This is a genomic window from Pseudomonas sp. MAG002Y (genome assembly GCF_019400845.1).
Taxonomy (GTDB): domain Bacteria; phylum Pseudomonadota; class Gammaproteobacteria; order Pseudomonadales; family Pseudomonadaceae; genus Chryseomonas; species Chryseomonas luteola.
In genome coordinates this window covers 81,766-106,563 of sequence record NZ_WOEJ01000007.1, presented here as the reverse complement: position 1 = coordinate 106,563, position 24,798 = coordinate 81,766, and the positions used below count along the sequence as shown (strand labels likewise).

21 protein-coding genes and 1 tRNA gene are annotated in these 24,798 nt (G+C 54.5%); 19 read left to right on the top strand and 3 right to left on the bottom strand.

The window, feature by feature from the left end; all coding sequences use genetic code 11:
- Positions 1–31 precede the first annotated feature (31 nt).
- The 13 genes from asd to GM154_RS11920 all read left to right on the top strand — a co-directional run bounded on the left by asd (position 32) and on the right by GM154_RS11920 (position 14,145).
- Entirely contained in the window at positions 32–1,144 is a 1,113-nt protein-coding gene (gene asd / locus GM154_RS11980) for an aspartate-semialdehyde dehydrogenase (protein WP_010794944.1), read from the top strand.
- Between the two features lie 110 nt (positions 1,145–1,254).
- Positions 1,255–2,265 carry an aspartate-semialdehyde dehydrogenase gene (locus GM154_RS11975; RefSeq protein WP_219652357.1) on the top strand — a complete coding sequence of 337 codons (1,011 nt, stop codon included), beginning with the start codon at positions 1,255–1,257 and terminating at the stop codon, positions 2,263–2,265.
- Between the two features lie 132 nt (positions 2,266–2,397).
- The gene (locus GM154_RS11970) at positions 2,398–5,190 is read left to right on the top strand and encodes a FimV/HubP family polar landmark protein (RefSeq protein ID WP_219652356.1); all 2,793 of its coding nucleotides are present in this window, start codon (positions 2,398–2,400) and stop codon (positions 5,188–5,190) included.
- A 2-nt stretch (positions 5,191–5,192) separates the two neighbouring features.
- Positions 5,193–6,050: a tRNA pseudouridine(38-40) synthase TruA gene (gene truA, locus GM154_RS11965; protein WP_219652355.1), complete on the top strand. Its 858-nt coding sequence runs from the start codon at positions 5,193–5,195 to the stop codon at positions 6,048–6,050.
- A gap of 55 nt (positions 6,051–6,105) precedes the next feature.
- A complete protein-coding gene (locus tag GM154_RS11960; protein WP_125888279.1) occupies positions 6,106–6,726 on the top strand; it encodes a phosphoribosylanthranilate isomerase in 621 nt (206 codons plus the stop codon).
- A gap of 276 nt (positions 6,727–7,002) precedes the next feature.
- Positions 7,003–7,872, top strand: coding sequence for an acetyl-CoA carboxylase, carboxyltransferase subunit beta (gene accD, locus GM154_RS11955; RefSeq protein ID WP_010794939.1), 870 nt, complete (start codon positions 7,003–7,005; stop codon positions 7,870–7,872).
- Positions 7,872–9,158: a bifunctional tetrahydrofolate synthase/dihydrofolate synthase gene (folC, locus tag GM154_RS11950; RefSeq protein ID WP_219652354.1), complete on the top strand. Its 1,287-nt coding sequence runs from the start codon at positions 7,872–7,874 to the stop codon at positions 9,156–9,158. Before accD ends, folC begins: the two co-directional genes overlap by 1 nt.
- Positions 9,159–9,161: 3 nt before the next feature.
- Positions 9,162–9,824 carry an SPOR domain-containing protein gene (locus GM154_RS11945; protein ID WP_219652353.1) on the top strand — a complete coding sequence of 221 codons (663 nt, stop codon included), beginning with the start codon at positions 9,162–9,164 and terminating at the stop codon, positions 9,822–9,824.
- A gap of 55 nt (positions 9,825–9,879) precedes the next feature.
- Complete coding sequence (locus tag GM154_RS11940; protein WP_037030388.1) at positions 9,880–10,419, top strand: CvpA family protein; 540 nt, start codon at positions 9,880–9,882, stop codon at positions 10,417–10,419.
- Positions 10,420–10,472: 53 nt separating this feature from the next.
- A complete protein-coding gene (gene purF / locus GM154_RS11935; RefSeq protein WP_010794935.1) occupies positions 10,473–11,978 on the top strand; it encodes an amidophosphoribosyltransferase in 1,506 nt (501 codons plus the stop codon).
- 11 nt (positions 11,979–11,989) lie between these two features.
- The gene (locus GM154_RS11930; RefSeq protein WP_019365767.1) at positions 11,990–13,201 is read left to right on the top strand and encodes an O-succinylhomoserine sulfhydrylase; all 1,212 of its coding nucleotides are present in this window, start codon (positions 11,990–11,992) and stop codon (positions 13,199–13,201) included.
- Between the two features lie 14 nt (positions 13,202–13,215).
- On the top strand, positions 13,216–13,968 hold the full coding sequence (locus tag GM154_RS11925; protein WP_010794933.1) for an SDR family oxidoreductase: 753 nt from the start codon (positions 13,216–13,218) through the stop codon (positions 13,966–13,968).
- Positions 13,969–14,068: 100 nt separating this feature from the next.
- Positions 14,069–14,145, top strand: a tRNA-Asp gene (locus GM154_RS11920).
- Positions 14,146–14,285: 140 nt separating this feature from the next.
- On the opposite strand, the gene GM154_RS11915 is transcribed toward GM154_RS11920, so the two are convergent.
- A complete protein-coding gene (locus GM154_RS11915) occupies positions 14,286–15,323 on the bottom strand; it encodes an AraC family transcriptional regulator (RefSeq protein ID WP_219652352.1) in 1,038 nt (345 codons plus the stop codon).
- Positions 15,320–16,315: a carbon-nitrogen hydrolase family protein gene (locus tag GM154_RS11910; RefSeq protein ID WP_219652351.1), complete on the bottom strand. Its 996-nt coding sequence runs from the start codon at positions 16,313–16,315 to the stop codon at positions 15,320–15,322. Before GM154_RS11910 ends, GM154_RS11915 begins: the two co-directional genes overlap by 4 nt.
- Before the next feature lie 217 nt (positions 16,316–16,532).
- Here GM154_RS11910 and GM154_RS11905 point away from each other — a divergent pair, with 217 nt between their 5' ends.
- The 3 genes from GM154_RS11905 to GM154_RS11895 all read left to right on the top strand — a co-directional run bounded on the left by GM154_RS11905 (position 16,533) and on the right by GM154_RS11895 (position 21,063).
- Entirely contained in the window at positions 16,533–18,566 is a 2,034-nt protein-coding gene (locus tag GM154_RS11905; RefSeq protein ID WP_219652350.1) for an NADPH-dependent 2,4-dienoyl-CoA reductase, read from the top strand.
- 221 nt (positions 18,567–18,787) lie between these two features.
- Entirely contained in the window at positions 18,788–20,128 is a 1,341-nt protein-coding gene (locus GM154_RS11900; RefSeq protein WP_219652349.1) for a chromosome partitioning protein ParA, read from the top strand.
- Between the two features lie 29 nt (positions 20,129–20,157).
- On the top strand, positions 20,158–21,063 hold the full coding sequence (locus GM154_RS11895) for a 1-aminocyclopropane-1-carboxylate deaminase/D-cysteine desulfhydrase (protein ID WP_374940318.1): 906 nt from the start codon (positions 20,158–20,160) through the stop codon (positions 21,061–21,063).
- 1 nt (position 21,064) lies between these two features.
- On the opposite strand, the gene GM154_RS11890 is transcribed toward GM154_RS11895, so the two are convergent.
- Complete coding sequence (locus tag GM154_RS11890) at positions 21,065–21,961, bottom strand: DUF1853 family protein (RefSeq protein ID WP_258019823.1); 897 nt, start codon at positions 21,959–21,961, stop codon at positions 21,065–21,067.
- 103 nt (positions 21,962–22,064) lie between these two features.
- Between GM154_RS11890 and GM154_RS11885 the strand changes: the two genes are divergently transcribed.
- The 3 genes from GM154_RS11885 to GM154_RS11875 are packed head-to-tail and all read left to right on the top strand — an operon-like array spanning position 22,065 to position 24,780.
- Complete coding sequence (locus GM154_RS11885) at positions 22,065–22,949, top strand: NAD(+) kinase (protein WP_010794926.1); 885 nt, start codon at positions 22,065–22,067, stop codon at positions 22,947–22,949.
- The gene (locus GM154_RS11880; RefSeq protein WP_122042195.1) at positions 22,949–23,920 is read left to right on the top strand and encodes a metallophosphoesterase; all 972 of its coding nucleotides are present in this window, start codon (positions 22,949–22,951) and stop codon (positions 23,918–23,920) included. Before GM154_RS11885 ends, GM154_RS11880 begins: the two co-directional genes overlap by 1 nt.
- Positions 23,917–24,780, top strand: a complete 864-nt coding sequence (locus GM154_RS11875) for a rhomboid family intramembrane serine protease (RefSeq protein WP_219652347.1) — start codon at positions 23,917–23,919, stop codon at positions 24,778–24,780. Before GM154_RS11880 ends, GM154_RS11875 begins: the two co-directional genes overlap by 4 nt.
- The last annotated feature ends 18 nt before the right edge of the window (positions 24,781–24,798 follow it).

The window sequence follows — 24,798 nt, the reverse complement described above, 5'->3', positions numbered from 1 at the left end:
GGCCGCCACTTCCAAAAAAGGTGCAGTAGCAATGAAGCGTGTAGGTTTAATCGGATGGCGCGGTATGGTGGGATCCGTGCTCATGCAGCGTATGCTGGATGAACGTGATTTCGACTTGATCGAGCCGGTGTTCTTTACCACCTCCAATGTAGGGGGCGAAGGTCCTTCCATTGGAAAAGATATCGCTCCGCTGAAAGATGCCTACAGCATTGACGAACTCAAGGGCCTGGACGTCATCATCACGTGCCAGGGCGGCGATTACACCAGCGAAGTTTTCCCGAAGCTGCGGGAAGCCGGTTGGAACGGTTACTGGATTGACGCTGCGTCTACCTTGCGTATGCATGACGATGCCGTGATCGTTCTGGATCCCGTAAACCGTCGAGTGATCGACCAGGCGCTTAACGAGGGCACCAAGAACTACATCGGTGGCAATTGCACCGTTAGCCTGATGTTGATGTCTCTGGGCGGGCTGTTCGAGGCTGGCCTGGTTGAGTGGATGAGCGCAATGACCTATCAGGCAGCGTCAGGTGCCGGTGCTCAAAACATGCGTGAGCTGATTCGCCAAATGGGTGCGACGCATGCAAGCGTTGCTGACGATCTGGCAGATCCTGCCAGTGCGATTCTGGATATTGATCGTAAGGTGGCCGAAACGCTACGGGGCGAGTCTTTCCCGGTAGAGCAGTTCGGTGTGCCGCTTGCAGGGAGTCTTATTCCCTGGATCGACAAGGAGCTGCCTAATGGACAGAGCCGAGAGGAATGGAAGGCGCAAGCGGAGACGAACAAGATCTTGGCCCGCTTCAAAAACCCGATTCCTGTCGATGGTATCTGTGTCCGCGTGGGCGCCATGCGTTGCCACAGCCAGGCATTGACCCTCAAACTTAACAAGGACGTGCCGATTTCCGATATCGAAGGTTTGATCAGTCAGCACAATCCATGGGTCAAGCTGGTGCCGAACCACCGTGAAGTCAGCATGCGTGAGCTGACCCCTGCTGCGGTAACAGGCACGCTTAACGTGCCGGTAGGTCGTCTGCGTAAGCTGAACATGGGCTCCCAATACCTGGGCGCATTCACTGTCGGCGATCAGTTGCTATGGGGAGCGGCTGAGCCGCTGCGCCGTATGCTGCGTATTTTGCTTGAGCGTTGATGTATTACTCCTCATTCCGTTGAGATCATGCTTCTCCATGATTCACGGCAATTGAAAGTCTTAAAGGCGGCCGCTACAGTGCCGCCTTTTTTCATTCTGGGCCCCTGCACATGAACACATCCCTTTCGGTCGTTGTCGTTGGTGCAACAGGCAACGTTGGCGAAGCTATCGTGACATTGCTGGAGGAGCGTGATTTCCCGCTCGTCCACCTTTATTTGGTAGCGTCAGCTGACTCTGTTGGTCAGTCTATTGCCTTTCGCGGCAGAAACCTGCGCATAACGGCAGCTGATGACTTTGATTTTGGCAAGGCTCAACTGGCCTTTATGGCAGCTGATACGGTATCGGCCGGGACGTTGGTAGAAAAAGCATTCGAGGCGGGATGTTCGGTTATTGACCTGACTGGCTCTTTGGATAGCTTACGTTCGCCGCGTGTGATGCCGGACGTCAGCAGCGAACTTATTGGCCAGCAGCAAAGGCCTTGTCTGCTGTCAGTGCCGAGTGCACCTGCCGCAGTACTCATTAGTACACTGGCTCCCATTTGCCATCAAAGTGCTATTGAGCAGGCAACTGTTACCGCTTGTCTCGCTGCCTCTAGTCGGGGTAGGGCCGGTGTTCGAGAGTTGGCGCGGCAAACAACCGAGCTGCTAAATGCGCGTCCACTGGAACCAAAGGTATTTGGCAAGCAGTTGGCATTCAATGTGCTAGCACAGACCGGTGAACCACAGTCAGATGGCTATACTGCAATTGAGCATAGAGTCATGGGCGAGTGTAAAGAAGTGTTGGGCGACAGTCTCGGAACATTGGCGGTCAGTTGTATTCAAGTGCCAGTGTTCTTTGGCGATAGTCTTTCGGTAACCGTTAAAACACGTGATATTTTGGCTATAAAAGATCTGAATTTGGCCTATTCTAAGCATGAAGGCTTGGAATTGTTTGATGCAGAAGAATATCCAACGGTCGTGGATGATGCGATCGGACGTGATGAAATATTGATTGGGCGCGTCAGACATAATCCTGAAGATCCACATCTGATTGAAATGTGGATCGTTTCAGATAATGTTCGAAAGGCGGCTGCGCTTAATGCCGTGCAAACGGCTGAATTATTGATAAAACATTATCTGTAAAAGATACTGATTTAAGTTAGGGCAGACTTATCAGTAAATAATTGGCTAGGCGTACCGTTCAAACTGGCCGGTCATCTTGAACGGTACCTAGGTAAGCAAATCTGCTGCCGACAGAAATCATAAGGGAAAGCTATGGTTCGGGTTCGAAAATTAGTGCTAGCAATCGCGGCGGCATCCGCCTTTGCGTCAGGAGCGACGTATGGCCTTGGCCTCGGTGATATTCATCTGAATTCATCACTGAATCAGCCATTCAATGCGGTCATTGACCTCAAGGATGTTCGCGACCTTTCAGCAGAAGAATTGCGCCCCGTTCTGGCTTCCCCTGAAGACTTCAGTAAAGCCGGCGTCGATAGAAACTATTTTCTGACCGATCTTAAATTTACGCCTGAAGTCCGAGCGGACGGGCGTAGTGTTATTCGTATTACGTCATCCAAGCCGGTACGTGAGCCCTACTTGAACTTCCTGCTGGAAGTGAGCTGGCCAAGCGGTCGCGTGCTTCGCGAGTACACCGTTCTACTGGACCCACCGCTTTACACGCCTCAAACGGCGGCAGCACCCGTAGCGCCTGTTACGGCGCCTGCACCATCAAGACCTGCGCGTCCAGCGACAACCCCGGTACCTTCAGGTGCAGCGGGTGTGCCTGTCACCATGAATGGTGAGTACACGACCAGCCCGAAAGATACCCTGTGGGAAGTGGCAGACCGTACTCGTCCCAACGACAACGTCTCTGTACACCAGATGATGCTGGCTATCCAGGATCGTAACCCTAGTGCGTTTTTGAGCAATAACATCAATTTGATGAAGAGTGGGCAGGTTCTTCGTCTCCCCAATGATGAGCAGATCAGAGTGCGTTCCCAGCGCCAAGCATTGGAAGAAGTGGCTGCTCAGAACCGAGCCTGGCGTGGTGGTCTGCAGGCCGCTGATGCCGCCAACGTGCCAGGTTCGCCTCGACAACTTGATGCTACCAACAGGCAAGGCCCGGAGAGTGCACCGGGGGCGGCCGAGCAGCAGGACAATCTGCGCCTGCTATCCGGTCAGCAGGGCAAATCAGCCTCTGGTAGCGACCAGGGAAATAGCGGTAATAACCAGGCGCTGGCAGACAAGCTGGCCGTGACGCAAGAAAGTCTGGATTCGACTCGTCGCGAAAACGAAGAACTCAAGAGTCGCATGAGCGATTTGCAAAGTCAGCTGGACAAGTTGCAAAAGCTGATGCAACTCAAGGATGCCCAGCTAGCTCAGCTGCAGGCTTCGGCTGCCAATCAGGGCGTTGCTCCAGAATCCCCTGAGGCGTCGGCTCCGGTAATCACTCCGCCGGCCACAACGCCAGAGGGTGAGCCTGCTCAACCTACGGCTGACCAAAGCACGTCTGAACAGGCTGAAACAGCGCCTCCCGCTACGCCAGAGGATACTCCACCCGATTCGGCCAGTGCTCCAGAAGTACCGGCCGAAACACCCGCGGCGCCTTCGGCCACTACGCCTGCCATGCCCGCCACTGCAGCTCCGGCTCAGCCTGTTGAACCTGTTGCCGAAGAGCCCACCAGTTTCCTTGATCAGATATTTGGAAACACCCTCTGGTTGGGTGTAATTGGTGGCAGTGCGCTGTTGGCGCTGCTGGTTCTTCTGATGGTCATCTCTCGCCGCAACGCCATGCGTGAAGCCGAGCGTGAAGCCGCCTTGGAAGAGGAGCAGTCCATTGGTGCCTATCGTGTCGATCCCGATATTCATGAAAGCAGTCTGGACGGCTTGGATATAAGTGACCTGTCCGAAAGCAATCTGGATAATCAGAACACCGATGCCAAGCAGCCGTCTGACGCGCTAGGTCAGGCTGATATCTATATGGCCTATGGGCGCTTCAATCAGGCTGCTGATGTTCTGCAGAAAGCCAGTGATGAGGAGCCGCATCGCGCTGACTTGCGTTTGAAACTTATGGAAGTGTATGCCGAGATGGGCGACCGTGAGGGCTTCATTCGCCAGGAAAATGAGTTGCGTGAAATTGGTGGATCCCAGCCGGAAGTCGAGCAGCTCAAGTCCCGCTACCCTGCCATGGCTGCCGCGGCAGCTGCAACAGTCCTGGGTGCGGCGGCGCTGGCTGCTGCGCACGAGGTCAGTGAGTCCGAGGAGCATCGCCTTGATGAGCCCGAGACTACTGAGAAGCTCGATGACGATTTCGATCTGAGTTTCGATGACTTCAAGCTGGATGACACTGAAGAGCCAGCGGTGGTGCGCGAAGATACGAATACATTCGATTTTACCGCAGAAGAAACCACTGCTCAGACTGCCAAGGATGACGATTTTGACTTTGACTTCGATCTGTCGAGTGATTCGGAGCGTCCGGTAGCACCCGAGCATACGGCGTTAAATGACGAGTTCTCTCTGGATCTGGACGAGTCGGATCGCAACGCTGAGCCGATGGCCTTTAGCGAGCCTGCGGTTCATGCTCCTGAGGATGACTTCAGTCTCGATCTGCCAGATAATGAAACGAAGCCTTCGGACGTGAATGATCTGTCGGATGACTTCGATCTTTCCATTGACGAGCCAGGAGCAGAGCCAGAGCCTATTGCTGAGCGTGAAACGCCTGAAGCGGCTGACCCACAAGCACACAGCTTCGAAGCTGAGCTTCAGCGCGCCAATGCTGACCTGGAGCAGAGCAGTCCTGATCTGAGGGAAGAGACTGTAGCTGAGAAGCGCAAAGACGAAGCCAGTACTGACTTCGGCAGTTTTTCTGCAGAGAGTGGTTCAGGTCTTGATGACGATTTCGACTTCCTTTCGGGTGAAGATGAGACGGCAACCAAGCTTGATCTGGCTCGAGCCTATATCGATATGGGCGACGCGGATGGGGCTAGAGATATCCTTGATGAGATTCTGGCCGAAGGTAGTGATGCCCAGCGTAATGAGGCTCGCGAGATGTTGGCCCAATTGAGTTGAATATGACTGAAAGTGTTAACACAGCGGCAGCCGAGGAGGCTGCCGTTGGCGTTTCAAGAATAGCCCTTGGTGTAGAGTACATGGGGGCTCGCTACCGCGGCTGGCAAAGGCAGCAGGCTGGCGTGATATCCGTGCAGGAAGCCCTTGAGAAAGCATTGAGCCGGGTGGCAGCTCAGCCTGTGACGGTTTCCTGCGCGGGTCGTACCGATGCGGCTGTGCATGCCAGCGGTCAGGTCGTGCATTTTGATACGGCGATTGATCGTCCGCTTCATGCCTGGGTGCTAGGGGCAAATGCCAACCTGCCTAAGGATATTAGTGTAGCGTGGGCCAAGCCCATGCCTCATCATTTTAATGCGCGTTTTTCAGCCGTCGCGCGTCGATACCGCTACGTGATTTACAACGATCCTATTCGACCTGCTCATCTGGCCGAGCAAGTTACCTGGAATCACCGTCCGCTAGATGTTGAGCGAATGCGAAGTGCTGCGGCCCTTTTGGTTGGGACGCATGATTTTACATCGTTCCGTGCGCAACAGTGCCAGGCCAAATCTCCCATCAAGACTGTTTATCATCTGCATGTACAGGTGTTCGGCTGCTTTATTGTGCTCGATATCAGGGCCAATGCTTTCTTGCACCATATGGTGCGGAACATAGCAGGCGTATTGATGACGATCGGCGCAGGCGAGCGGCCTGTCGAGTGGGCTGCTCAAGTGCTGGACGCCTGCGATCGTAAAGCGGGAGGCGTGACGGCGCATCCCTATGGCCTCTATCTGGTCAGGGTCGAATACCCTGAAGAGTTTGATTTGCCTGAGCGCTACCTGGGGCCGCATTTCCTGTCGGCTCTCCCTGATATGGCGAACTGACTAAGCCTCCGCCTTCTGATACCATCGTCTGATTTTTCAGTCCGGGTAAAAAGACGTGTCAGCGGTCCGTGTGAAAATCTGTGGAATCACATGCGTCGAGGATGCATTGGCCGCCGCTCATGCGGGCGCCGATGCTATCGGGCTCGTCTTTTATAGGAAAAGCCCTCGTTCCGTATCGATCCCCCAGGCCAAGCGCATCATTTCTGCTTTGCCTCCATTCGTGACAACGGTAGGGCTTTTCGTCGATGCGTCCCGCTGTGAGATTGACGAAACACTGGATGCCTTGCCGCTTGATCTGTTGCAGTTTCATGGTGAGGAGACGGCAGCCGATTGTGCGCGGTATCGTCGGCCCTACATGAAAGCGCTGCGTATGAAGCCGGGTGAAGACATTGCTGCTCGTTGTCAGGAATACGCTAGTGCAAATGCCATCTTGCTAGATACCTATGTTCAAGGTGTTCCCGGTGGAACAGGGCAGGCATTTGACTGGGCGCAAATACCGCAGGGATTATCCAAGCCTATCGTGCTGGCAGGTGGGCTTGGGATTGAAAATGTAGCCGATGCCATTGCCAGAGTGCGTCCTTACGCTGTTGATGTCAGCGGCGGGGTAGAGTCAACCAAGGGTATAAAGGATCACGAAAAGGTTCGTGCATTCGTTGATGCCGTACGGCGTGGTTAGGATTAAAAGGATCAACTGAGGCCATGTGACGGCAATTGAATTAAGACCGTCAACAGGCTAAGTCGGGCCCGAACCGTTTCGGGTCATCAATGATTTTTCTGCTTGATAATTACTAGCAGAGTTTAGGTTGGGCTAGCCCGTTAGGGTGGAGCCTGGTGGCGTTGAGTTGGACATGCTGTTCAATCTCCGTTCACCATCAATTCATAATTCGCTCAGGGATTGTGTGTCGAGCTCAGGACTTGATACATGCGAGCCCATGCAAGTGGAGAGTAATGCATGAGCAATTGGCTGGTAGATAAACTGATTCCTTCGATCATGCGTTCCGAAGTGAAACGCAGTTCTGTACCTGAAGGGCTTTGGCACAAGTGTCCTTCTTGCGAGTCGGTGCTTTACCGCCCGGAGCTGGAAAAGAATCTGGATGTCTGCATGAAGTGTGGTCATCATATGCGCATCAATGCTCGTCGTCGTCTGGACATCTTTTTGGATGCGGACGGGCGCGAGGAGCTTGGCGCTGAGCTGGAGCCTGTTGATCGCCTGAAATTTCGCGACAGTAAGAAATATAAGGATCGTCTGACGGCCGCTCAAAAGGAGACTGGTGAAAAAGATGCCCTGATTGCCATGAAGGGCTCGCTGATGGGTATGCCGGTGGCGGCCTGCGCATTTGAGTTTTCGTTCATGGGCGGTTCCATGGGCGCCGTCGTGGGTGAGCGCTTTGTACGCGCCGCCAATGTGGCTCTGGAACAGCGTTGTCCGCTGGTCTGTTTTTCGGCGTCGGGTGGGGCTCGTATGCAGGAAGCGCTGATATCGCTGATGCAGATGGCCAAGACATCTGCAGTATTGGCGCGCTTGCGTGAAGAAGGGATTCCTTTTATCTCCGTCTTGACAGACCCTGTATATGGCGGTGTTTCGGCAAGTCTTGCCATGTTGGGTGATGTGATTGTTGCTGAGCCCAAGGCACTTATCGGATTTGCAGGCCCTCGCGTCATTGAACAGACTGTGCGTGAAAAGCTTCCGGAAGGTTTCCAGCGCAGTGAGTTCCTGCTTGAGCATGGTGCGGTGGATATCATTGTGCCGCGCGCTGAGCTGCGTAGTCGTCTCTCCAAGTTGCTGGCTACCCTGCAGAACGTTCCTAGCCCGGCGGCCTGATGAACAACAAGTCCCTGGCCGATTGGCTGAGTTACCTCGAACAACTGCATCCCACTGCCATTGACATGGGGTTGGACCGCTCGCGCAAGGTGGCTCAGGCACTTGCGCTGGGGCGTCTGGCGCCTCGAGTCGTTACGGTTACAGGAACAAACGGCAAGGGATCGACATGTGCGTTCCTGGCTCGACTGTTACGTGCCTCGGGGTTGCGTGTCGGGGTTTACAGTTCGCCGCATCTGTTGCGCTATAACGAGCGTGTCTCCATTGATGGGCAGGACGTAGACGATCAGACGTTATGTGAGGCATTTGCTGCCGTTGAGGCGGCACGTCAAGACACCTCGCTAACGTATTTTGAAATGGGCACGCTTGCTGCCTTCTGGCTGTTCGCGCGTGCGGAGCTCGATGCGGTCATTCTCGAGGTTGGGCTTGGCGGTCGCCTGGACGCAGTTAATCTGGTCGACGCTGACTTGGCACTTGTCACCAGCATTGGGTTGGATCACGCCGAATGGCTCGGTAATACGCGAGAAAGCGTTGCGTTTGAAAAGGCGGGTATTTTTCGTTCGGGAAAACCTGCCCTCTGTGGCGACCTTGATCCGCCTGTTCCACTGCTGGAGCAGGCGGAGCGTCTGAATGCTCCGCTGTTTTGCCGGGGTAAAGACTTTGATCTTCTTATGGAGTCCCATAGTTGGTTTTGGAAGGGCGTAGCCGCTGATGGCGAGGTGTTGACGTTGCCCGGCATCCCTTTCCTTGATCTTCCTATGGAAAACGCTGCGCTGGCTTTGCAGGCGTATGTGTTGCTAGATATCGAGTGGGTGCCTGAAAAGATAGTCCAGGCTCTTGTGGACACAGCCGTAGTAGGGCGGCTGGATCGCCGTCAGGTAAGTATCGATAACAAGCAAATTCACTTGCTTCTGGATGTGGGGCATAACCCCCACGCAGCAGAGTATTTGGCTCGGCGATTATCTGTACGCAAACCCAGCGGGCGTCGCCTGGCTGTATTTGGCCTGCTTTCTGACAAGGATTTGCACGGCGTTATTATCCCACTGCTTGCAGTAATCGGCGAATGGTTTGTGGCTGAGCTGCCAACGCCTCGGAGCCGTTCTGCGCAAGAGCTACATGCTGCGTTGCGCAATCAGGGGCAGGCCGTGCATTGTCACGACACTATAAGAAATGCATTAAGTGCAGCGGCTGAAATGGCTACGGAAGACGATGAAATCATCGTATTGGGTTCTTTCTACAGCGTGGCAGAGGCGCTAGGCTGGTTGCATAGCCAAGCACAAGGGGAATAAAAAATGGATCGAGTGCTCAAGCAGCGTATCGTTGGTGCCTTGGTGCTGGTTGCCCTGGCCATTGTATTCATACCAATGCTTTTTACTCGTCAGGATGAGACCCGCCAGGTGGTTGTAGAGCCGGCACCTCGACCCCAGGCCCCTGCAATGCCTGAAGTAGCTGTAAAGCCGGTAGAGACGCCAGAGGTGATACCGGACAAGCCTGAAAATGCAGCTTCGTTACCCAGTGCGCCAATTGCATCCGTGCCGGAGATTTCCAATGCTGATGCGCCAGTTGCTCAATCTTCACAACCCACTGCTTCTGCCTCTCAGGCCAGCGCACCTGCTGTAGCGCAGGCACCCCAGGCCAAGGCTGCACCAGCGGCGTCTCCGTCTACGCAGCCAGCGCCCGCCGCTCAGTCGGAGAAGCGGCTGGACAACAACGATCTGCCTGTAAGCTGGTCCGTGCAATTAGCCAGCCTGTCTAACAAGGCTCGTGCAAATGAGCTGCAAAATACGCTGCGCAGTCAGGGTTACAATGCGTATGTACGCAGTGTGGATGGGATGAACCGCGTGTTTGTAGGTCCTGTCGTTGACCGAGGGGAGGCAGACCGCTTACGTGACCAGTTAAGCCGTCAGCAAAAGGTAAATGGCTTTGTAGTGCGTTTCCAGCCGGAACGCGGTTAACCAAATCGAAAGGCTCTGCTAATATGCAGGGCCTTTTTTAGTTGTGGGTCTCACCGTGGGCTTCACCTGGGCGGATTGGGCGATCATTGGCGTTATCGCTATTTCCAGTTTGATTAGCTTGAAGCGTGGCTTTGTAAAGGAAGCGCTTTCATTGCTGACATGGATAGTGGCAGGTGCTGTAGCATGGCTGTTCGGCGGTGCGCTGTCTCAATACTTCAACGACTATATCCAGATTCCTTCAGGGCGTATCATTGCTGCATGCGCGCTGCTATTCATTGCTACGTTGATGGTCGGTGCTCTGGTCAATTTCCTGTTGGGAGAGCTGATTCGGGTCACCGGGCTTTCAGGTACTGACCGTTTTCTCGGAATGGCTTTCGGGGCCGCACGTGGCGGCTTGTTGATCGTGGTACTGGTAGGGCTGCTGAGCCTGGCTCCAGTACAGCAGGATCCCTGGTGGAAGCAATCCGTATTGCTTCCCCATTTTCTTTTGGTGGCTGACTGGTCCAAGAACTTCATGTTGGGGTTTGCAGGGAACTGGATGACTCAGGCAGCCGTGCCGCACACGCTTAATGAGCTGGGTGGTATTGCCAAGTAAACGATGCGTTCACGCATCCAATCGAACTAGTCTTAACAGTGGGGTTCCGTCACATGTGTGGCATCGTTGGCATTGTGGGCAAATCAAACGTCAACCAGGCGTTGTATGACGCGCTCACCGTCCTACAACATCGTGGTCAGGATGCAGCTGGCATAGTGACCAGCCTGGACGGAAAGCTCTATCTGCGTAAGGACAACGGGCTGGTTCGGGATGTGTTTCAACAGCGACATATGCAGCGTCTAGTTGGCAATATCGGTATCGGCCACGTCCGTTATCCCACTGCCGGCAGTTCATCCTCTGCTGAGGCCCAGCCGTTTTACGTCAATTCACCCTACGGTATTACACTGGCGCATAATGGTAACCTGACCAATGTGGCTCAGCTCTCTCAAGAGATCTATGAGTCGGATTTGCGTCACGTAAACACCAATTCCGACTCGGAAGTACTGCTCAATGTTTTTGCACATGAGCTGGCAGTGCGTAACAAGCTGCAACCCACTGAAGATGATGTGTTTGCTGCCGTCTCTGGCGTACATGAGCGGTGCCGGGGAGGGTATGCCGTTATCGCCATGATAACCGGGTATGGCATGGTAGGTTTCCGGGACCCCCATGCCATTCGGCCAATCGTGTTTGGGCAGCGTCATACCGAAAAAGGCGTCGAGTACATGATCGCCTCGGAAAGCGTATCGCTGAATGTACTGGGGTTCACCCTCATTCGTGACCTAGCCCCTGGCGAGGCGGTTTACATTACTGAAGACGGTCGCTTGTTCACGCGCCAGTGCGCGGCAAATCCCAAATATGCGCCGTGCATTTTCGAGCATGTTTACCTGGCTCGTCCGGACTCCATCATCGATGGTATTTCTGTGTACAAGGCGCGGTTGCGCATGGGTGAAAAACTGGCTGAGAAGATTCAGCGGGAACGCCCTGATCATGATATCGATGTAGTTATTCCCATTCCGGATACAAGCCGCACTGCAGCACTGGAGCTGGCGAATCACCTGGGCGTCAAATTTCGTGAAGGCTTCGTCAAGAATCGCTATATCGGCCGCACGTTTATCATGCCGGGGCAGGCCGCGCGCAAGAAGTCGGTTCGCCAGAAGCTGAACGCCATTGAGCTGGAGTTTCGAGGCAAGAATGTCATGCTGGTTGATGACTCCATCGTTCGGGGTACTACTTGCAAGCAGATTATTCAGATGGCCCGTGAAGCTGGCGCAAAGAATGTATATTTCTGTTCAGCGGCGCCTGCGGTGCGGTATCCCAATGTCTATGGTATCGATATGCCCAGCGTCCATGAGCTGATCGCACACGGTCGCTCTACAGAAGACGTTGCGCGCCTGATCGGTACGGATTGGCTCATCTATCAGGATCTCAATGATCTGGTCGATGCCGTTCGTGGTGGCAATCCAAGTATCGAAAACTTCGACTGCGCAGTGTTTGATGGTCAGTACATTACAGGCGATGTCGATGAGGCATACCTGCTCAATATCGAGCAGGCCCGTAATGATGCCGCTAAAACCACGTCACATGCGGTGCATGCCATCATCGACCTGTACAACGACTGAGGAGCTTTTGCATGAGTCATGACTGGGACGCCGGGCGGCTTGATAGCGACCTGGACGGTGTAGGTTTCGATACCCTTGCCGTTCGCGCAGGCTATAACCGCTCGCCTGAGGGTGAGCATGGTGAGGCGCTGTTTTTGACATCGAGTTATGTCTTTCGAAGTGCAGCCGATGCGGCCAAACGTTTCGCTGGCGAAGTACCGGGTAACGTTTACTCGCGTTACACCAACCCTACGGTACGGACCTTTGAAACGCGAATTGCAGCGCTTGAAGGGGCAGAGCAGGCAGTGGCTACCGCTTCCGGTATGTCGGCCATTCTGGCGTTGGTGATGAGTCTGTGCAGTGCAGGTGATCACGTGCTGGTCTCGCGCAGCGTGTTTGGCTCCACCATTAGCCTGTTCGAGAAGTACCTCAAGCGTTTTGGTGTTGAGGTGGATTATCCGCCGTTATCAGATATCGAGGCATGGCGTGGTGCCTGCAAGCCGAACACCAGGCTTTTCTTTGTCGAGTCACCTTCTAACCCGCTTGCCGAGTTGGTCGACATCGCAGCGCTCGCTGAAGTAGCCCATGCCCAGGGTGCGCTTTTGGCGGTCGATAACTGTTTCTGTACGCCCGTACTCCAGCAGCCGTTGGCGTTGGGCGCTGATATCGTGGTGCATTCAGCAACCAAGTATATCGACGGACAGGGTCGTAGCATGGGTGGTGTGGTCGCCGGACGTGCCGAGCACATGAAGGAGCTGGTGGGCTTTTTGCGTACAGCAGGCCCCACGCTGAGTCCTTTCAATGCATGGCTGTTCCTCAAGGGACTTGAAACGCTGAAGATTCGCATGCAGGCGCACAGTCAGTCAGCACTGCAGCTGGCGCGCTGGTTGGAAGCGCAGCCCGGTGTTGAGCGAGTGTTTTACGCTGGCCTGGAAAGTCATCCACAGCATGAACTCGCCAAGCGCCAGCAAAGCGGCTTTGGTGCCGTGGTCAGCTTCGAGGTGGCAGGTGGCAAAGAGGCCGCATGGCGTGTCATTGATGCTACGCGCATGATCTCCATAACCACTAACTTGGGCGACACCAAAACGACCATTGCTCATCCTGCTACCACGTCGCATGGTCGTTTATCGCCAGCTGAGCGGGCCAATGCGGGTATCAGCGACAGCTTGATTCGCATTGCCGTTGGGCTGGAAGACATTGAGGATATCAAGACCGATTTGGCTCGAGGTATAGCAGCGTTGTGAATGAGGCATATCAAATGTTGACCGGTAGCAAGGTAGCGCTGGTTACAGGGGCGGCGCGTGGTATAGGGCTGGGTGTCTCGGCTTGGCTCATTACCGAAGGATGGCAGGTGGTTCTGGCTGATATCGACCGTAGCCGTGGGACGCGTGTGGTGGAAGCGCTTGGCAATCGTGCCTGGTTCATGGAAATGGACGTGGCGAACGAAAGTCAGGTGGAGGCCGTCATTGCCGAGGTGGTGGGTCAGTTTGGCCGATTTGACCTTCTGGTGAATAATGCTGGCCTCTCCGACCCCCATAACGAGCCGTTGGAAACACTGACATTGGCACGCTGGAATCAGGTGCTATCGGTTAATCTGACGGGCGCTATGCTGACAGCCAAGTATGCCGCTCCCTATCTTCGTGCCAATCGTGGTTCCATCGTCAATGTGGCATCGACGCGCGCGCAGCAGTCAGAAATATCCACCGAAGCCTATGCTGCCAGCAAAGGAGGTCTTGTTGCACTTACCCATGCGCTGGCCATGAGCCTTGGACCAGATATTCGTGTGAACGCTGTCAGCCCTGGCTGGATTGATTCCCGGGATCTTTCTCAGCAACAGGCTGAGCCGTTGACGGAGCTGGATCATGAGCAGCATCCGGTAGGAAGGGTAGGCACCGTAGAAGATGTGGCAGCGCTGGTAGCCTGGCTTGCATCAGAGGAAGCTGAATTTGTTACCGGTCAGGAATTTACCGTTGACGGTGGAATGACCAAGAAAATGATTTATTTGGATTAAATGATAAATAAATCTTGACGGATCAAAGAGGTATGCGCAAAATGCGCGCCATCCAAGAGGGTGACCTCTTGATTCTTCCGGGCGTTAGCCCGACCGACGCGCAGCGGTAGTTCAGTCGGTTAGAATACCGGCCTGTCACGCCGGGGGTCGCGGGTTCGAGTCCCGTCCGCTGCGCCATTTTATCTTTGCTCTCATTAACATCCTTGTGCCATCTCCGAGCAACTCGAAGCATGACATGCCACTTGGATGATTATCTCAAAAGCTTGCTTAGTTAACTGTCAGGTTTAGTGAGCAAGCACTACTGCAAACATAAACGCTTAACCTTCCTTGCGAATAGCTTTGCGGAAATCCCCTGGAGTCAGGAGTGTCCAACGCTTGAACGCTCGCTGAAACGCAGCGGCAGAGGCAAAGCCAAGCACGTACGCCACTTCTCCAAAGCTTAAATCTGTATCGCGAATATAGCTTATAGCAAGCTCTCGACGCGTATCGTTCAAAATATCCAGATAACGTGTTCCCTCATCTGCCAGCTTTCGTCGCAGTGTCCAGGCAGGCATCTGTAGACGCTTTGCAATTTCTTCAAGCGAAGGCTCTCCGTTTTTTAGCAGAGGGCCGAGTATAGATACGATACGCTCGGTTAGACTGTGTTGCCGCGTAATCTGCTGCAGCTCAGTTCTGCAGATATCCAGAAGCGCTTTCCAGGTGCCTGGAAAATAACTAAGACCTGGAAAGGCCAACGTCCTGGCATCAAGCATGATTGCATTGGTTTCTGCACCGAACTCCACCATGCAGCCAAAGCGTTCGTCGTAAGATGCCGTGCAGGAGGGGCGGGGATATTCGATCAGGACCCTGGTTGGCCTTACAGGATTACCTGTGATGTTGCCTAGCATTGCGATCCATCCAGACAGTACTTGGTCTACCACGAATCGGTTGTAATCGTTGTAAGGACTGATGGAGTAGAAGTGCATCCAGGCATGACTGTCTTGGCGGGTGAAGCGAGACTGTCCACGGTAATTGCTGCCGTACAACAATTCATAATCCAGCAGCGTACGAGCGGCGTCTCCCAGTGTTGGTGCATGCAGGCTGGCTATGCCGGCAAGGCCCAGATGGACAGGCAGGCTCTGCTGGCCGATATCCAGTCCTAGAGCAGGCTCATGGGTAAGTTGAATGGCAGCATGTCCCAGTCGCATGTATCGGGGAATGGACAGGCGTGCATTTGGTGTTGCAAACGTCGAGTCATCAATGCCGAAGCGGAGCAACAGCGTCGCTGGATCGTGACCTCTGACACGTACCGCATTGGCCAGGGCGTAGACAAATCCTACTGATAAATCACCCAGGCGCAGGCGCTTTCGATTCATAGCCAGAGGTTTAGCAACTTGGCGCCGCCCTGTGGGGTATCGAGTGGCGTGAGAATCGGTTGCTCCTTGAGCATAAGCTTGCTCTGAGGCTTTGAGCGAAGCCCCCATGCTTGACCGCTGGCAAACACCTGAACGCCAGCATGCGCCCCGGTAGCCTGAAGTGCCTGGCGTATGTCCAGCGTGCTGCGCTCGCTCAGGGCGGGTATGACCAAAAGGTCCGTCTTTACGTTCGCCTGCATGTCAATTGAGTCGCTGCCTAGGATGACGCCTAGCTTACCGGCAGCAGTTTCGATGACTTGTGGCGTGATGCCAGGATGTTCTTTGCCGGATAGCCAGGGGCTGCGATACGGTTTTGCCAGTGGATGGCCCGTTGGATCAAACACTACGCAGGTGTTGTAGAGCTTGCCTGTGCCAACCCGTAACAGGCCTTCCTTCATGCGTGGAGAGGGTAGAGCGATCGAGCCCGCCACAACAGTAACCGAAAACTGGCGAGCCAGCCCGCCAAACAGGATCTGATAATTTCCTGCCATATCCCAGGCTTTCATTCTCAGCAGGGCTTCATCGAATCGCTGATCGCTTTTTGATGCAAGCCAGGCACGGGTGAACTTGACGGGGTTGCTGAGGGCTAGCCACTGGCGAGCTTCGTTTAGCTGGGCAGTGTTGTAAACGATAGGTTTCTCGCCAGTAAGCATAAGCCCTGTTCCAATATGCTCGGGGAATACCACAATCGTCTTGTCATTGAGCAATCCCTCGCGCTGGGCTTTGGCGAGGTAGCCTTCAAGCTTCAGTCGCAGACGCTCAGGGGTCTGGTAGTCGAGTGCAAACAGCTCCGGCTGAATCGCCAGCAGGTTGCCGTGGCCCTTGGCTTCGCCTGCATTGATTGCCAGCTCGCTTCGCAAATCCGATAAATAATGAAAGGTCGGCCGTTGGGCTATCCAGCCTGCGACTGCAGCGAAGATGCAGATGATGAATAGAAATACAAACTTGCGCATTAAAGCTCCGCGTTGAACCAGGCGTGCCCAAGGGCTTGAACACTCTGGCTGAAAATTCCACGTCAGGGTAGGGAAAATGCCTTTAAAAGCCAAGCCGGGGGTGTGCACCATGGTTAATGAGTTGTCATTTACGGTGATTGAGTCTGCGGGACAGGCAGCTTATGTTTTTTCCATAACGTCCATAACAGGCTTTTAGCCATTGGCCTTGGAGATTCCCGTGACTGCTATTCATTACCCTCACTTGCTTGAGCCGCTAGACCTGGGTTTCACCCAGCTGCGAAACCGAACACTAATGGGATCCATGCATACAGGGCTTGAGGAGCAGCCGGATGGCTTTGAGCGCATGGCGGCTTATTTTGCCGAGCGTGCCCGCGGTGGAGTTGGTCTGATCGTGACTGGAGGGATTGCGCCCAACGAGGAGGGTGCGGTGTATAGCGGTGCGGCCAAGCTTACTACTGAGGAAGAGGCTTACCGCCACAAAACAGTCACTCAGGCGGTTCATGACTGTGATGGAAAGATCTGCCTGCAGATTCTTCATGCAGGACGTTATGCCTACACCCCAAAGCTTGTTGCCCCTTCGGCTCTTCAGGCACCTATCAACCCTTTCAAGCCAAAGGCACTGACTACCGAGGAAGTCTACAAGCAGGTCGATGACTACGTCCGGTGTGCCCGATTGGCTCAACTCGCGGGTTACGACGGTGTAGAGGTGATGGGGTCGGAAGGATACTTCATCAACCAGTTTATCGTGGCGCGAACCAACCACCGTAAGGATGAGTGGGGCGGATGCTATGAGAACCGTATCCGCCTGGCTGTAGAAGTGGTACGGCAGATCCGGGAAGCAGTGGGTGAGGCGTTTATCGTAATCTTCCGTCTGTCCATGCTGGATCTGGTAGAGGACGGCAGTAGTCCGGAAGAAATTGTGCAACTGGCCCAGGCGATCGAGCGGGCTGGCGCCACGCTGATCAATACCGGCATTGGCTGGCATGAGGCGCGCATTCCCACGATTGCGACACTGGTGCCAAGGGGAGCATTCAGTCAGGTAACTGCTCAGCTGAAGGGTAGAGTGAATATCCCCTTGATAGCTACCAACCGCATCAATATGCCGGATATGGCAGAGCGCATACTGGCAGAAGGGCAGGCGGACATGGTCTCCATGGCGCGCCCGTTCCTGGCTGATCCTGAGTTCGTTATAAAGGCTGCTACAGGACGGGCAGATGAGATCAACACGTGCATCGCCTGTAACCAGGCCTGCCTGGATCATACCTTTGCGGGCAAACTGACCAGCTGTCTAGTCAATCCAAGGGCGTGCCATGAAACCGAGCTCAACTACAGCCCTGTCAGTAAGACCAAGCGTATTGCAGTCATTGGTGCAGGACCGGCGGGTTTGGCGGCAGCCACCATAGCAGCACAGCGGGGCCATTCAGTGACTCTGTTTGAGCGCTCCGAAATTATCGGAGGGCAGTTCAATGTTGCCAGGCGTATACCGGGCAAGGAGGAGTTCAACGAGACGCTTCGCTACTTTGGTAAACGTCTTGAGCTTACAGGCGTTACCGTAAGACTGGGGCACGAGGTACGGGCTGAAGAGCTGATTCAGGGAGGCTATGACGATATCGTTTTAGCGACAGGAATCGTACCGCGTACGCCATCCATCCCGGGTATTGAGCATCCGTCTGTCATCAACTATCTGGACGCCATATACGGACATAAGAACATTGGTGCACGGGTAGCGGTTATTGGTGCGGGAGGAATAGGATTTGATGTGGCTGAATTTGTCACTCATCAGGCGCATCTGGATACCTTGAGTCCGACAGCCTTCTGGCGAGAGTGGGGAATCGACACGACCCTACAGGCCAGAGGGGGAGTTACAGGTATTTCGCCTGAGCCTACACCCCCTGCTCGAGAGGTTTATCTGTTGCAGCGTAAAGCGACCAAGATGGGCGAAGGCTTGGGCAAGACAACAGGTTGGATTCACCGCACCAGCTTGAAACACCGTCAGGTAAGAATGCTGAACGGGGTGGAGTATCTCCGTATTGATGATCAAGGGTTGCATATCCGGATTGGTGAAGACGTTCGGGTTCTGGCCGTTGATACCATCATTGTCTGCGCTGGGCAGGAGCCCAAACGAGACCTGATGGATGCCCTGTCTTCGGCTGGACAGCGTGTGCATGTTATTGGAGGGGCGGATGTGGCTGCAGAGCTTGATGCCAAGCGGGCCATCAATCAGGGTGCCCGCCTGGCAGCGATGTTATGAAACCTGACTGCATGCACTGAAACAGCTTGCCAAACAATAATGTGCATAGGTGCTGAGTCGTTCACATAAGCCACCTAGTCTTTTAACTGAAAGGCCCTAGACTGTAGCAATGGGTTTAGGGCCGATGTGCCTTAAATAAAAGTGTTGTGCTGTCCGGTTGTACGTCCGGTGCCAAGGCGCCTATGAGTCATGCGCTTTTCCAATGGGTCGAGGACTGCCCCATGAATACATTGAATAAGGCTCAACGAGCCGAAGCGGTGCTGTTCTTTGATGAAGAAGGATCAGTCATCAAAGAAATGCTCTATCATGAATTCGAAGCATTGCTGGATGCCTTCTTTGCATTGCCCCAATTCGCCCAGCGGCGAGTTCGGCTGGCCTATGTGACGATCGATCTACAGCTGTGCATCCGATCAGGTGTATTTTTCCATCTGGATTTCACCCGTACGGGGGCTGCAGACCCCAATTGGAACATTCCGCTACGCGAAATGGCCGAGCGCGCCGGGCGTGGCCCGGATCTGGGTGCAGGACCTATCAGGCTTGCCTGTCGCAGTCAGTGTCCGATTTCCTGGCATCAGCCCAGCCTGTGGGACCCTGAACTTGTCGCAGGTCGAAATGACCTGATTGAGCTTCGAGAATGCATCAAGCGTAATCAGCTTGGGCTGGCCCGTACCGAGGCTGTCGTTGACGAAGTCAAACCTGAACAGCTTCATATGGCAGAAGAGCATCAGTGGTATGTTCAAGAGCCCTCTGCGTCGACTGTACATGTTGATCTGGCCAATCTCGAACAAGAGCATCAGGCAAAGATGGACCACCTTGTGCGCCAGCAGCGGCTGCGTATCCTCGCCCTGACGCGCAAGCATGAAGAGGAGCTGGTTCAGCTCAAGCAGGAAGCCGAGCACCTGCAGACTGCCTTGGCTGAGCAGGAGCGGATGAACGGTATGCTGATGAAAAAGCTGGAGCAGGAGGCCAGTCAGTATCGTTCGACTCGAAATGAGCTGACTCAGCAATTGCGAGCCCTGGAGAAAAACAGCGAATACAAGCTCGAGGCGTTCAAGATTCAATTCGAGGCCGAGCAGCAGGCCCGTATCGAAACGGCAGTAGCCGACTACAAGGAACAATTGGCCATCCGAGAAGTTGAGCTGGCTTATCGGGAGGAGCTGGATTCGCAATTGGAAGAAGAGCTCGAGCAGCTCAAGGCGAAATGTGCACGGCTTGAAGCGGGGAGTGGCACCAAGCTGCTTGAAAGAATGGCAGACAGTGGCGTCATATTCGTGACTTACCAGCCTGGTGCAGGGCACATGACACTGTCACGCACGGATGTCATGCGGTTTGTTGAAAGCCCATTGGCTTACACAGCTATGCACTGCCGGGTGACACAACCGCATTACGAGCAATGGCTCTCTCATTACAAGCATCCTGTTTGCCAAAGGGCATTACCGGGTGGCATGCCGTGTAGTAAGCCGCTCCAACGTGTTGATTCACCTCGCCAGTTCATTCGAGGCGAGTCTGACTGCTGTCTTCAACATCAAACAGCGGCGTTTCTGAAAAACCAGGCAGGTTAACATTGGACTTGTTGTTAAAAAGTCCACCGCTGGAAGAAGTTGCAACCACATGGCTGAGCAAGGCGGGAGTCCGATTGGCACTGCTTCGCCTTGATGAAGTGGACCCTCTGGTTTCCGGCAACAAGAGTTATAAGCTGGCGGCTTACCTCCAGCAGGCGCATATCGAACGGGCTTCAGGGTTGATTAGCCTCGGTGGCCCGCACTCCAATCATCTGCATGCACTTGCAGCTACCGGACAACGGCTCGGCTTGAAAACTGTAGGGCTCCTGAGAGGCGAGCCGCAGGGTACGCCAACAGTTGATGACCTGCGCAAATGGAAAATGGAGTTGCACTGGTTGGGTTACGGAGGTTATCGGGCCCGACGCGATGACGAGTTCTGGGGTGGATGGCTGGCACGTTACCCAGGCTATTTGCCTATTCCCGAAGGGGGCGGTGGCTCGCTGGGCATGCAGGGGTGTATACCTCTGGTTGCTTATATTAAGACGCAGCTGAACACGATTGGCTGGTCTGATTATGATGCGCTGTGGGTGGCTGCTGGTACGGGAACGACGTTGGCCGGTCTGGCTGTAGGAGAGGCTTGCAGACATCCTGTCATCGGGACGCTATCTGTCCCGCTGCGCTACAACGTTCCCGATCAGGTGGCGCGTTGGGTGCGCGAGGCGGGTCAACCTGATGCAGATATCCGTTGGCTCGATGCGAGTTTAGGAGGATTTGCACGTATTGATGCCGAATTGGCCAGCTTTATGGCCTCGTTCGAGACCGAAACACAAATACCACTCGAGCCACTTTATACAGGCAAGCTATTGCTGGCGCTTCGCCGTACGGTTGAAGCGGGAGATATTCCAGCCGGACAGCGCATTATAGCGCTGCATACGGGCGGTCTACAGGGGCGTCGGGCGATGCAGGACAACCTGTTAAAGCTGCTGAAGTCATAGATCAGTGTTCGGCCCTTTCCGGTATAAAAGGCCATGTCTCAGGTACCCAGAATAAACGGTGGTCTTCCTGACCTTCCTCGTCAAAGTGCACAAGTAACCGAGGCCAATGTGGCTCGACGTTGAAGTCGAATGGAGCATGTCCATCGTGTCGGTGTGCAGGCGCAAGCCAGCGCTGCTTGGGAAGTAGTTTCCATGCGCCTTCCTCTTCAGGCTTCGCTTTATCAAAGCGTTGCCACAAACCCCGCAAATGGTGTGGGGAGCAGCTGGGAAATGGTGTGGCACCCGCGGGTGGATAAAACAGATAACCGCCCATCCATAGCCAAGGCTGGACAGAGACGATACCGAATGTTTTAAACAGAACGCGTGCTTCCGGAGACTGCGACAAGGGTAACTGCCGGTTTAGAAAATGACTCAGCTTGCGTTCGAGTCGATCTTCGCCACCTGGGCCCAACCATTCCGGTGATTGCGGAAGGCCCGTTGCCAGATAATATTTAACCGCTACTTCAAGGTGATGAACGCCTTCATCATCTCGGATCAGGAGATCAAGCTCGCCCAGCGTATGAGTCGCCTTACGGAGCGGTAGATTGGCTCCCAGCAACTCAACCCCAGGGGCATGGGTGAGGGCAAATTGCCAGAGCAATTCGTAGTACCGCCCAAGGCGGCGGTCGCTTCCCTGGGTAAGCCAGCCTGTCAGCAATGCAGGACTTCGATCAAGCTCATGGAGCCAATCGGCTAATTTGCCAGGTTTTGCTGTCCAATTGCTTGCAGCCAAGGGGTGACGTTGTTCCGCTCGGTCCAGGATGGGCGGAGAGGTGATTACCCAGGCCAGATCACGCACCGCTGGGTGGCGAAGCGTGTAAGGCAGTACGGCCAGTGCTTGGAATGGATTGCTCATCATTCAAGCATACGCCGAGTTGGACAAGGGTGTACGGTTTGCTGTGCCTTGCCGCTTGCCCGCATAATTTATCGACATTCCTGCCATAGAAGGGCTACGGCCGCGTATGGACTCTTTTCAGAAAATCGGCATTATCGGCCGTCTGGGCAGCACTCAAGTGCTGGATACCATTCGCCGGCTCAAAACATTCTTATTGGCGCGGCGCCTGCATGTGATCTTAGAAGACATCATCGCCGAGGTCATGCCCGGTCACGGCCTGGAAACCTGCTCACGTAAAACCATGGGCGAGGTCTGCGATCTGGTTATTGTGGTAGGAGGCGATGGCAGTCTGCTGGGGGCGGCACGTGTACTGGCGCGCCCGCGTGTACCTGTTCTGGGTATTAACCGTGGCAATCTGGGTTTCCTGACCGATATTCGTCCCGATGAGCTTGAGACCAAGGTGGCCGAGGTGCTTGAGGGACAATATATCGTCGAGACACGCTTTCTTCTGGACGCCTTTGTTTGTCGCGAGGGAGAAACGATTGGTCAGGCCGATGCCCTGAATGATGTTGTCCTGCATCCGGGCAAATCGACCCGCATGATCGAGTTTGCCCTGCATATCGATGGCAAGTTCGTCTGCGCTCAGAAGGCCGATGGGCTTATCGTCGCTACGCCTACAGGCTCGACAGCCTACTCGCTGTCAGCGGGGGGGCCCATCATGCATCCCAAGCTGGATGCGATTGTCATCGTGCCGATGTACCCACATACCTTGTCCAGCCGCCCCATTGTAGTCAGTGGCGACAGCGAGCTGAAAATCGTGGTCTCGCCGAACATGCAGATCTATCCGCAGGTCTCATGTGATGGACAGAATCATCTTAATTGCGCGCCTGGTGACGTCGTAACCATCCAGAAAAAGCCGCACAAACTGCGACTCATCCACCCACTGGATCATAACTATTACGAGGTTTGCCGGACGAAGCTCGGCTGGAGCAGCCGTCTGGGGAATGATTGATGCTTGACCCTGATCGTGGCTATGACCTGATAGGCGATATTCACGGCTGCGCTCATGTGCTTGAACGTTTGCTGGACCAAATGGGCTATCGCCGACACAACGGTGTCTGGCAGCATCCGCGAAGGATGGCGCTCTTTCTAGGAGACATCCTTGATCGTGGGCCTCATGTGCGAGAGTCACTGCATTGCATTCGTGACATGGTGGAGGCAGGCCAGGCAATGTGCCTGCTGGGTAACCATGAAATCAATGCCTTGAGCTGGCACACGCCAGCGCCGCCAGAAAGTCACAAGCGATACGTTCGTGAGCATACCTCTCGTTACGAGCGGGTGATCCAGACGACCTTGGTGCAGTTCGATCACCATTCTGCGGAGTGGAATGACTTTCTCACATGGCTGTATGAGTTGCCCTTGTATATCGATGCCGGACGTTTCAGGCTGGTACATGCCTATTGGGATTCGTCCCTGATTGCTGCCATTGATGAGGTCTATCCGGGTGGGTATATCGATGAGCGATTCATTCAACAGTCGGCCATTCCGGGGAGCCTGGCTAATCGCGCCTGCTCTCGGCTGCTCAATGGCGTTTCCCTGCCGCTGCCCAACGGCATGAAAATGACGGGGCGTGATGGCTTCACACGCGGTCGGTTCCGAACCAAATTCTGGGAGGAAGACCCGCAGACATACGGCGATATTGTCTTTCAGCCAGATGGTTTGCCGGATGATGTGGCCTGCGAGCGGCTAAGTGAAACCGAGAAGTCCAGCTTGATGTGTTATGGCATCGATGAGCCGCTGCTGTTTGTAGGGCATTACTGGCTCGACGGTCATCCTGAACCGATACGGCCTAATCTCGCCTGTCTGGATTACAGTGCCGTGAACAACGGAAAGCTGGTGGCGTATCGGCTGGATGAGGAGCATCGTCTGGATCCAAAGAAATTCGTCTGGGTCGATGTGCCGTCAACAGGAGGGGCGGAATGAATGCACAGCCTGCGTTACGTGTAGGACTCGAAACGGACCTGCTAGGGTTTACGCAATTACTCCGTCGTCTGCATATTCCTCACCGAGTAACTGAAGAACGCGATGCACAAGTGGTGTGGGTTAATGAACCGGGACTGGTAGACGAGGTGCGTAACCTGTATGCACGCTATCCGCAGGGGGACGCGGCCGGTGAGATCTCTGATGTTCGGCCTGCTGTAACTCGGCCTGGCTTCAAGGAGCAGCTACGGGCAAGTCCTGTAACTGCAGGCGTCCTGATCATCACACTGGTCGTGGCTGCGATTACCTTGTTGGGCGATCGTTATGAGGCTGTTCGCTGGCTTACCTTTCTGGACTTTCGGCTTTACGATACGTACATCGAGTTCTATCCCATCTCCTATACCCTTGAACAAAATCAGTGGTGGCGGTTTGTTTCACCCATGTCTCTGCACTTTGGTGTTTTACATCTGGCCATGAATTCCCTGTGGTATTGGGAGCTGGGGCGCCGCATTGAGTTTCGTCAAAAGGGGTGGATGCTATTGGCGTTAACCGTCCTCTTTTCACTGGCAGCCAACCTTGTGCAGTACTGGTGGAGTGGCCCGGCACTGTTTGGCGGATTGTCAGGTGTGCTCTATGGCCTGCTGGGCCATTGCTGGTTATTCCAGCTGTTGGCACCCACCCCGGCGTATCGAATGCCAAAGGGCGTTGTCATCATGATGCTTGCCTGGCTGGGTATATGCCTGACCGGCGCCATTGATGTGCTTGGCTTTGGTGCCATTGCTAATGGCGCTCATGTAGGAGGTCTGCTGGCCGGCTGTGTAACGGGCGTTCTGGGTGGCCTGATTGCCAGGACGCGCCGCTAGACTGGACGAGTGCATCTG

Excerpts from the sequence above, each read along its gene's own strand:
- asd (WP_010794944.1), top strand. The coding sequence starts at position 32 with ATGAAGCGTGTAGGTTTAATCGGATGGCGCGGTATGGTGGGATCCGTG.
- GM154_RS11975 (WP_219652357.1), top strand. The coding sequence starts at position 1,255 with ATGAACACATCCCTTTCGGTCGTTGTCGTTGGTGCAACAGGCAACGTT.
- GM154_RS11970 (WP_219652356.1), top strand. The coding sequence starts at position 2,398 with ATGGTTCGGGTTCGAAAATTAGTGCTAGCAATCGCGGCGGCATCCGCC.
- truA (WP_219652355.1), top strand. The coding sequence starts at position 5,193 with ATGACTGAAAGTGTTAACACAGCGGCAGCCGAGGAGGCTGCCGTTGGC.
- accD (WP_010794939.1), top strand. The coding sequence starts at position 7,003 with ATGAGCAATTGGCTGGTAGATAAACTGATTCCTTCGATCATGCGTTCC.
- folC (WP_219652354.1), top strand. The coding sequence starts at position 7,872 with ATGAACAACAAGTCCCTGGCCGATTGGCTGAGTTACCTCGAACAACTG.
- GM154_RS11945 (WP_219652353.1), top strand. The coding sequence starts at position 9,162 with ATGGATCGAGTGCTCAAGCAGCGTATCGTTGGTGCCTTGGTGCTGGTT.
- purF (WP_010794935.1), top strand. The coding sequence starts at position 10,473 with ATGTGTGGCATCGTTGGCATTGTGGGCAAATCAAACGTCAACCAGGCG.
- GM154_RS11930 (WP_019365767.1), top strand. The coding sequence starts at position 11,990 with ATGAGTCATGACTGGGACGCCGGGCGGCTTGATAGCGACCTGGACGGT.
- GM154_RS11925 (WP_010794933.1), top strand. The coding sequence starts at position 13,216 with ATGTTGACCGGTAGCAAGGTAGCGCTGGTTACAGGGGCGGCGCGTGGT.
- GM154_RS11915 (WP_219652352.1), bottom strand. The coding sequence starts at position 15,323 with ATGAATCGAAAGCGCCTGCGCCTGGGTGATTTATCAGTAGGATTTGTC.
- GM154_RS11910 (WP_219652351.1), bottom strand. The coding sequence starts at position 16,315 with ATGCGCAAGTTTGTATTTCTATTCATCATCTGCATCTTCGCTGCAGTC.
- GM154_RS11900 (WP_219652349.1), top strand. The coding sequence starts at position 18,788 with ATGAATACATTGAATAAGGCTCAACGAGCCGAAGCGGTGCTGTTCTTT.
- GM154_RS11890 (WP_258019823.1), bottom strand. The coding sequence starts at position 21,961 with ATGATGAGCAATCCATTCCAAGCACTGGCCGTACTGCCTTACACGCTT.
- GM154_RS11885 (WP_010794926.1), top strand. The coding sequence starts at position 22,065 with ATGGACTCTTTTCAGAAAATCGGCATTATCGGCCGTCTGGGCAGCACT.
- GM154_RS11880 (WP_122042195.1), top strand. The coding sequence starts at position 22,949 with ATGCTTGACCCTGATCGTGGCTATGACCTGATAGGCGATATTCACGGC.
- GM154_RS11875 (WP_219652347.1), top strand. The coding sequence starts at position 23,917 with ATGAATGCACAGCCTGCGTTACGTGTAGGACTCGAAACGGACCTGCTA.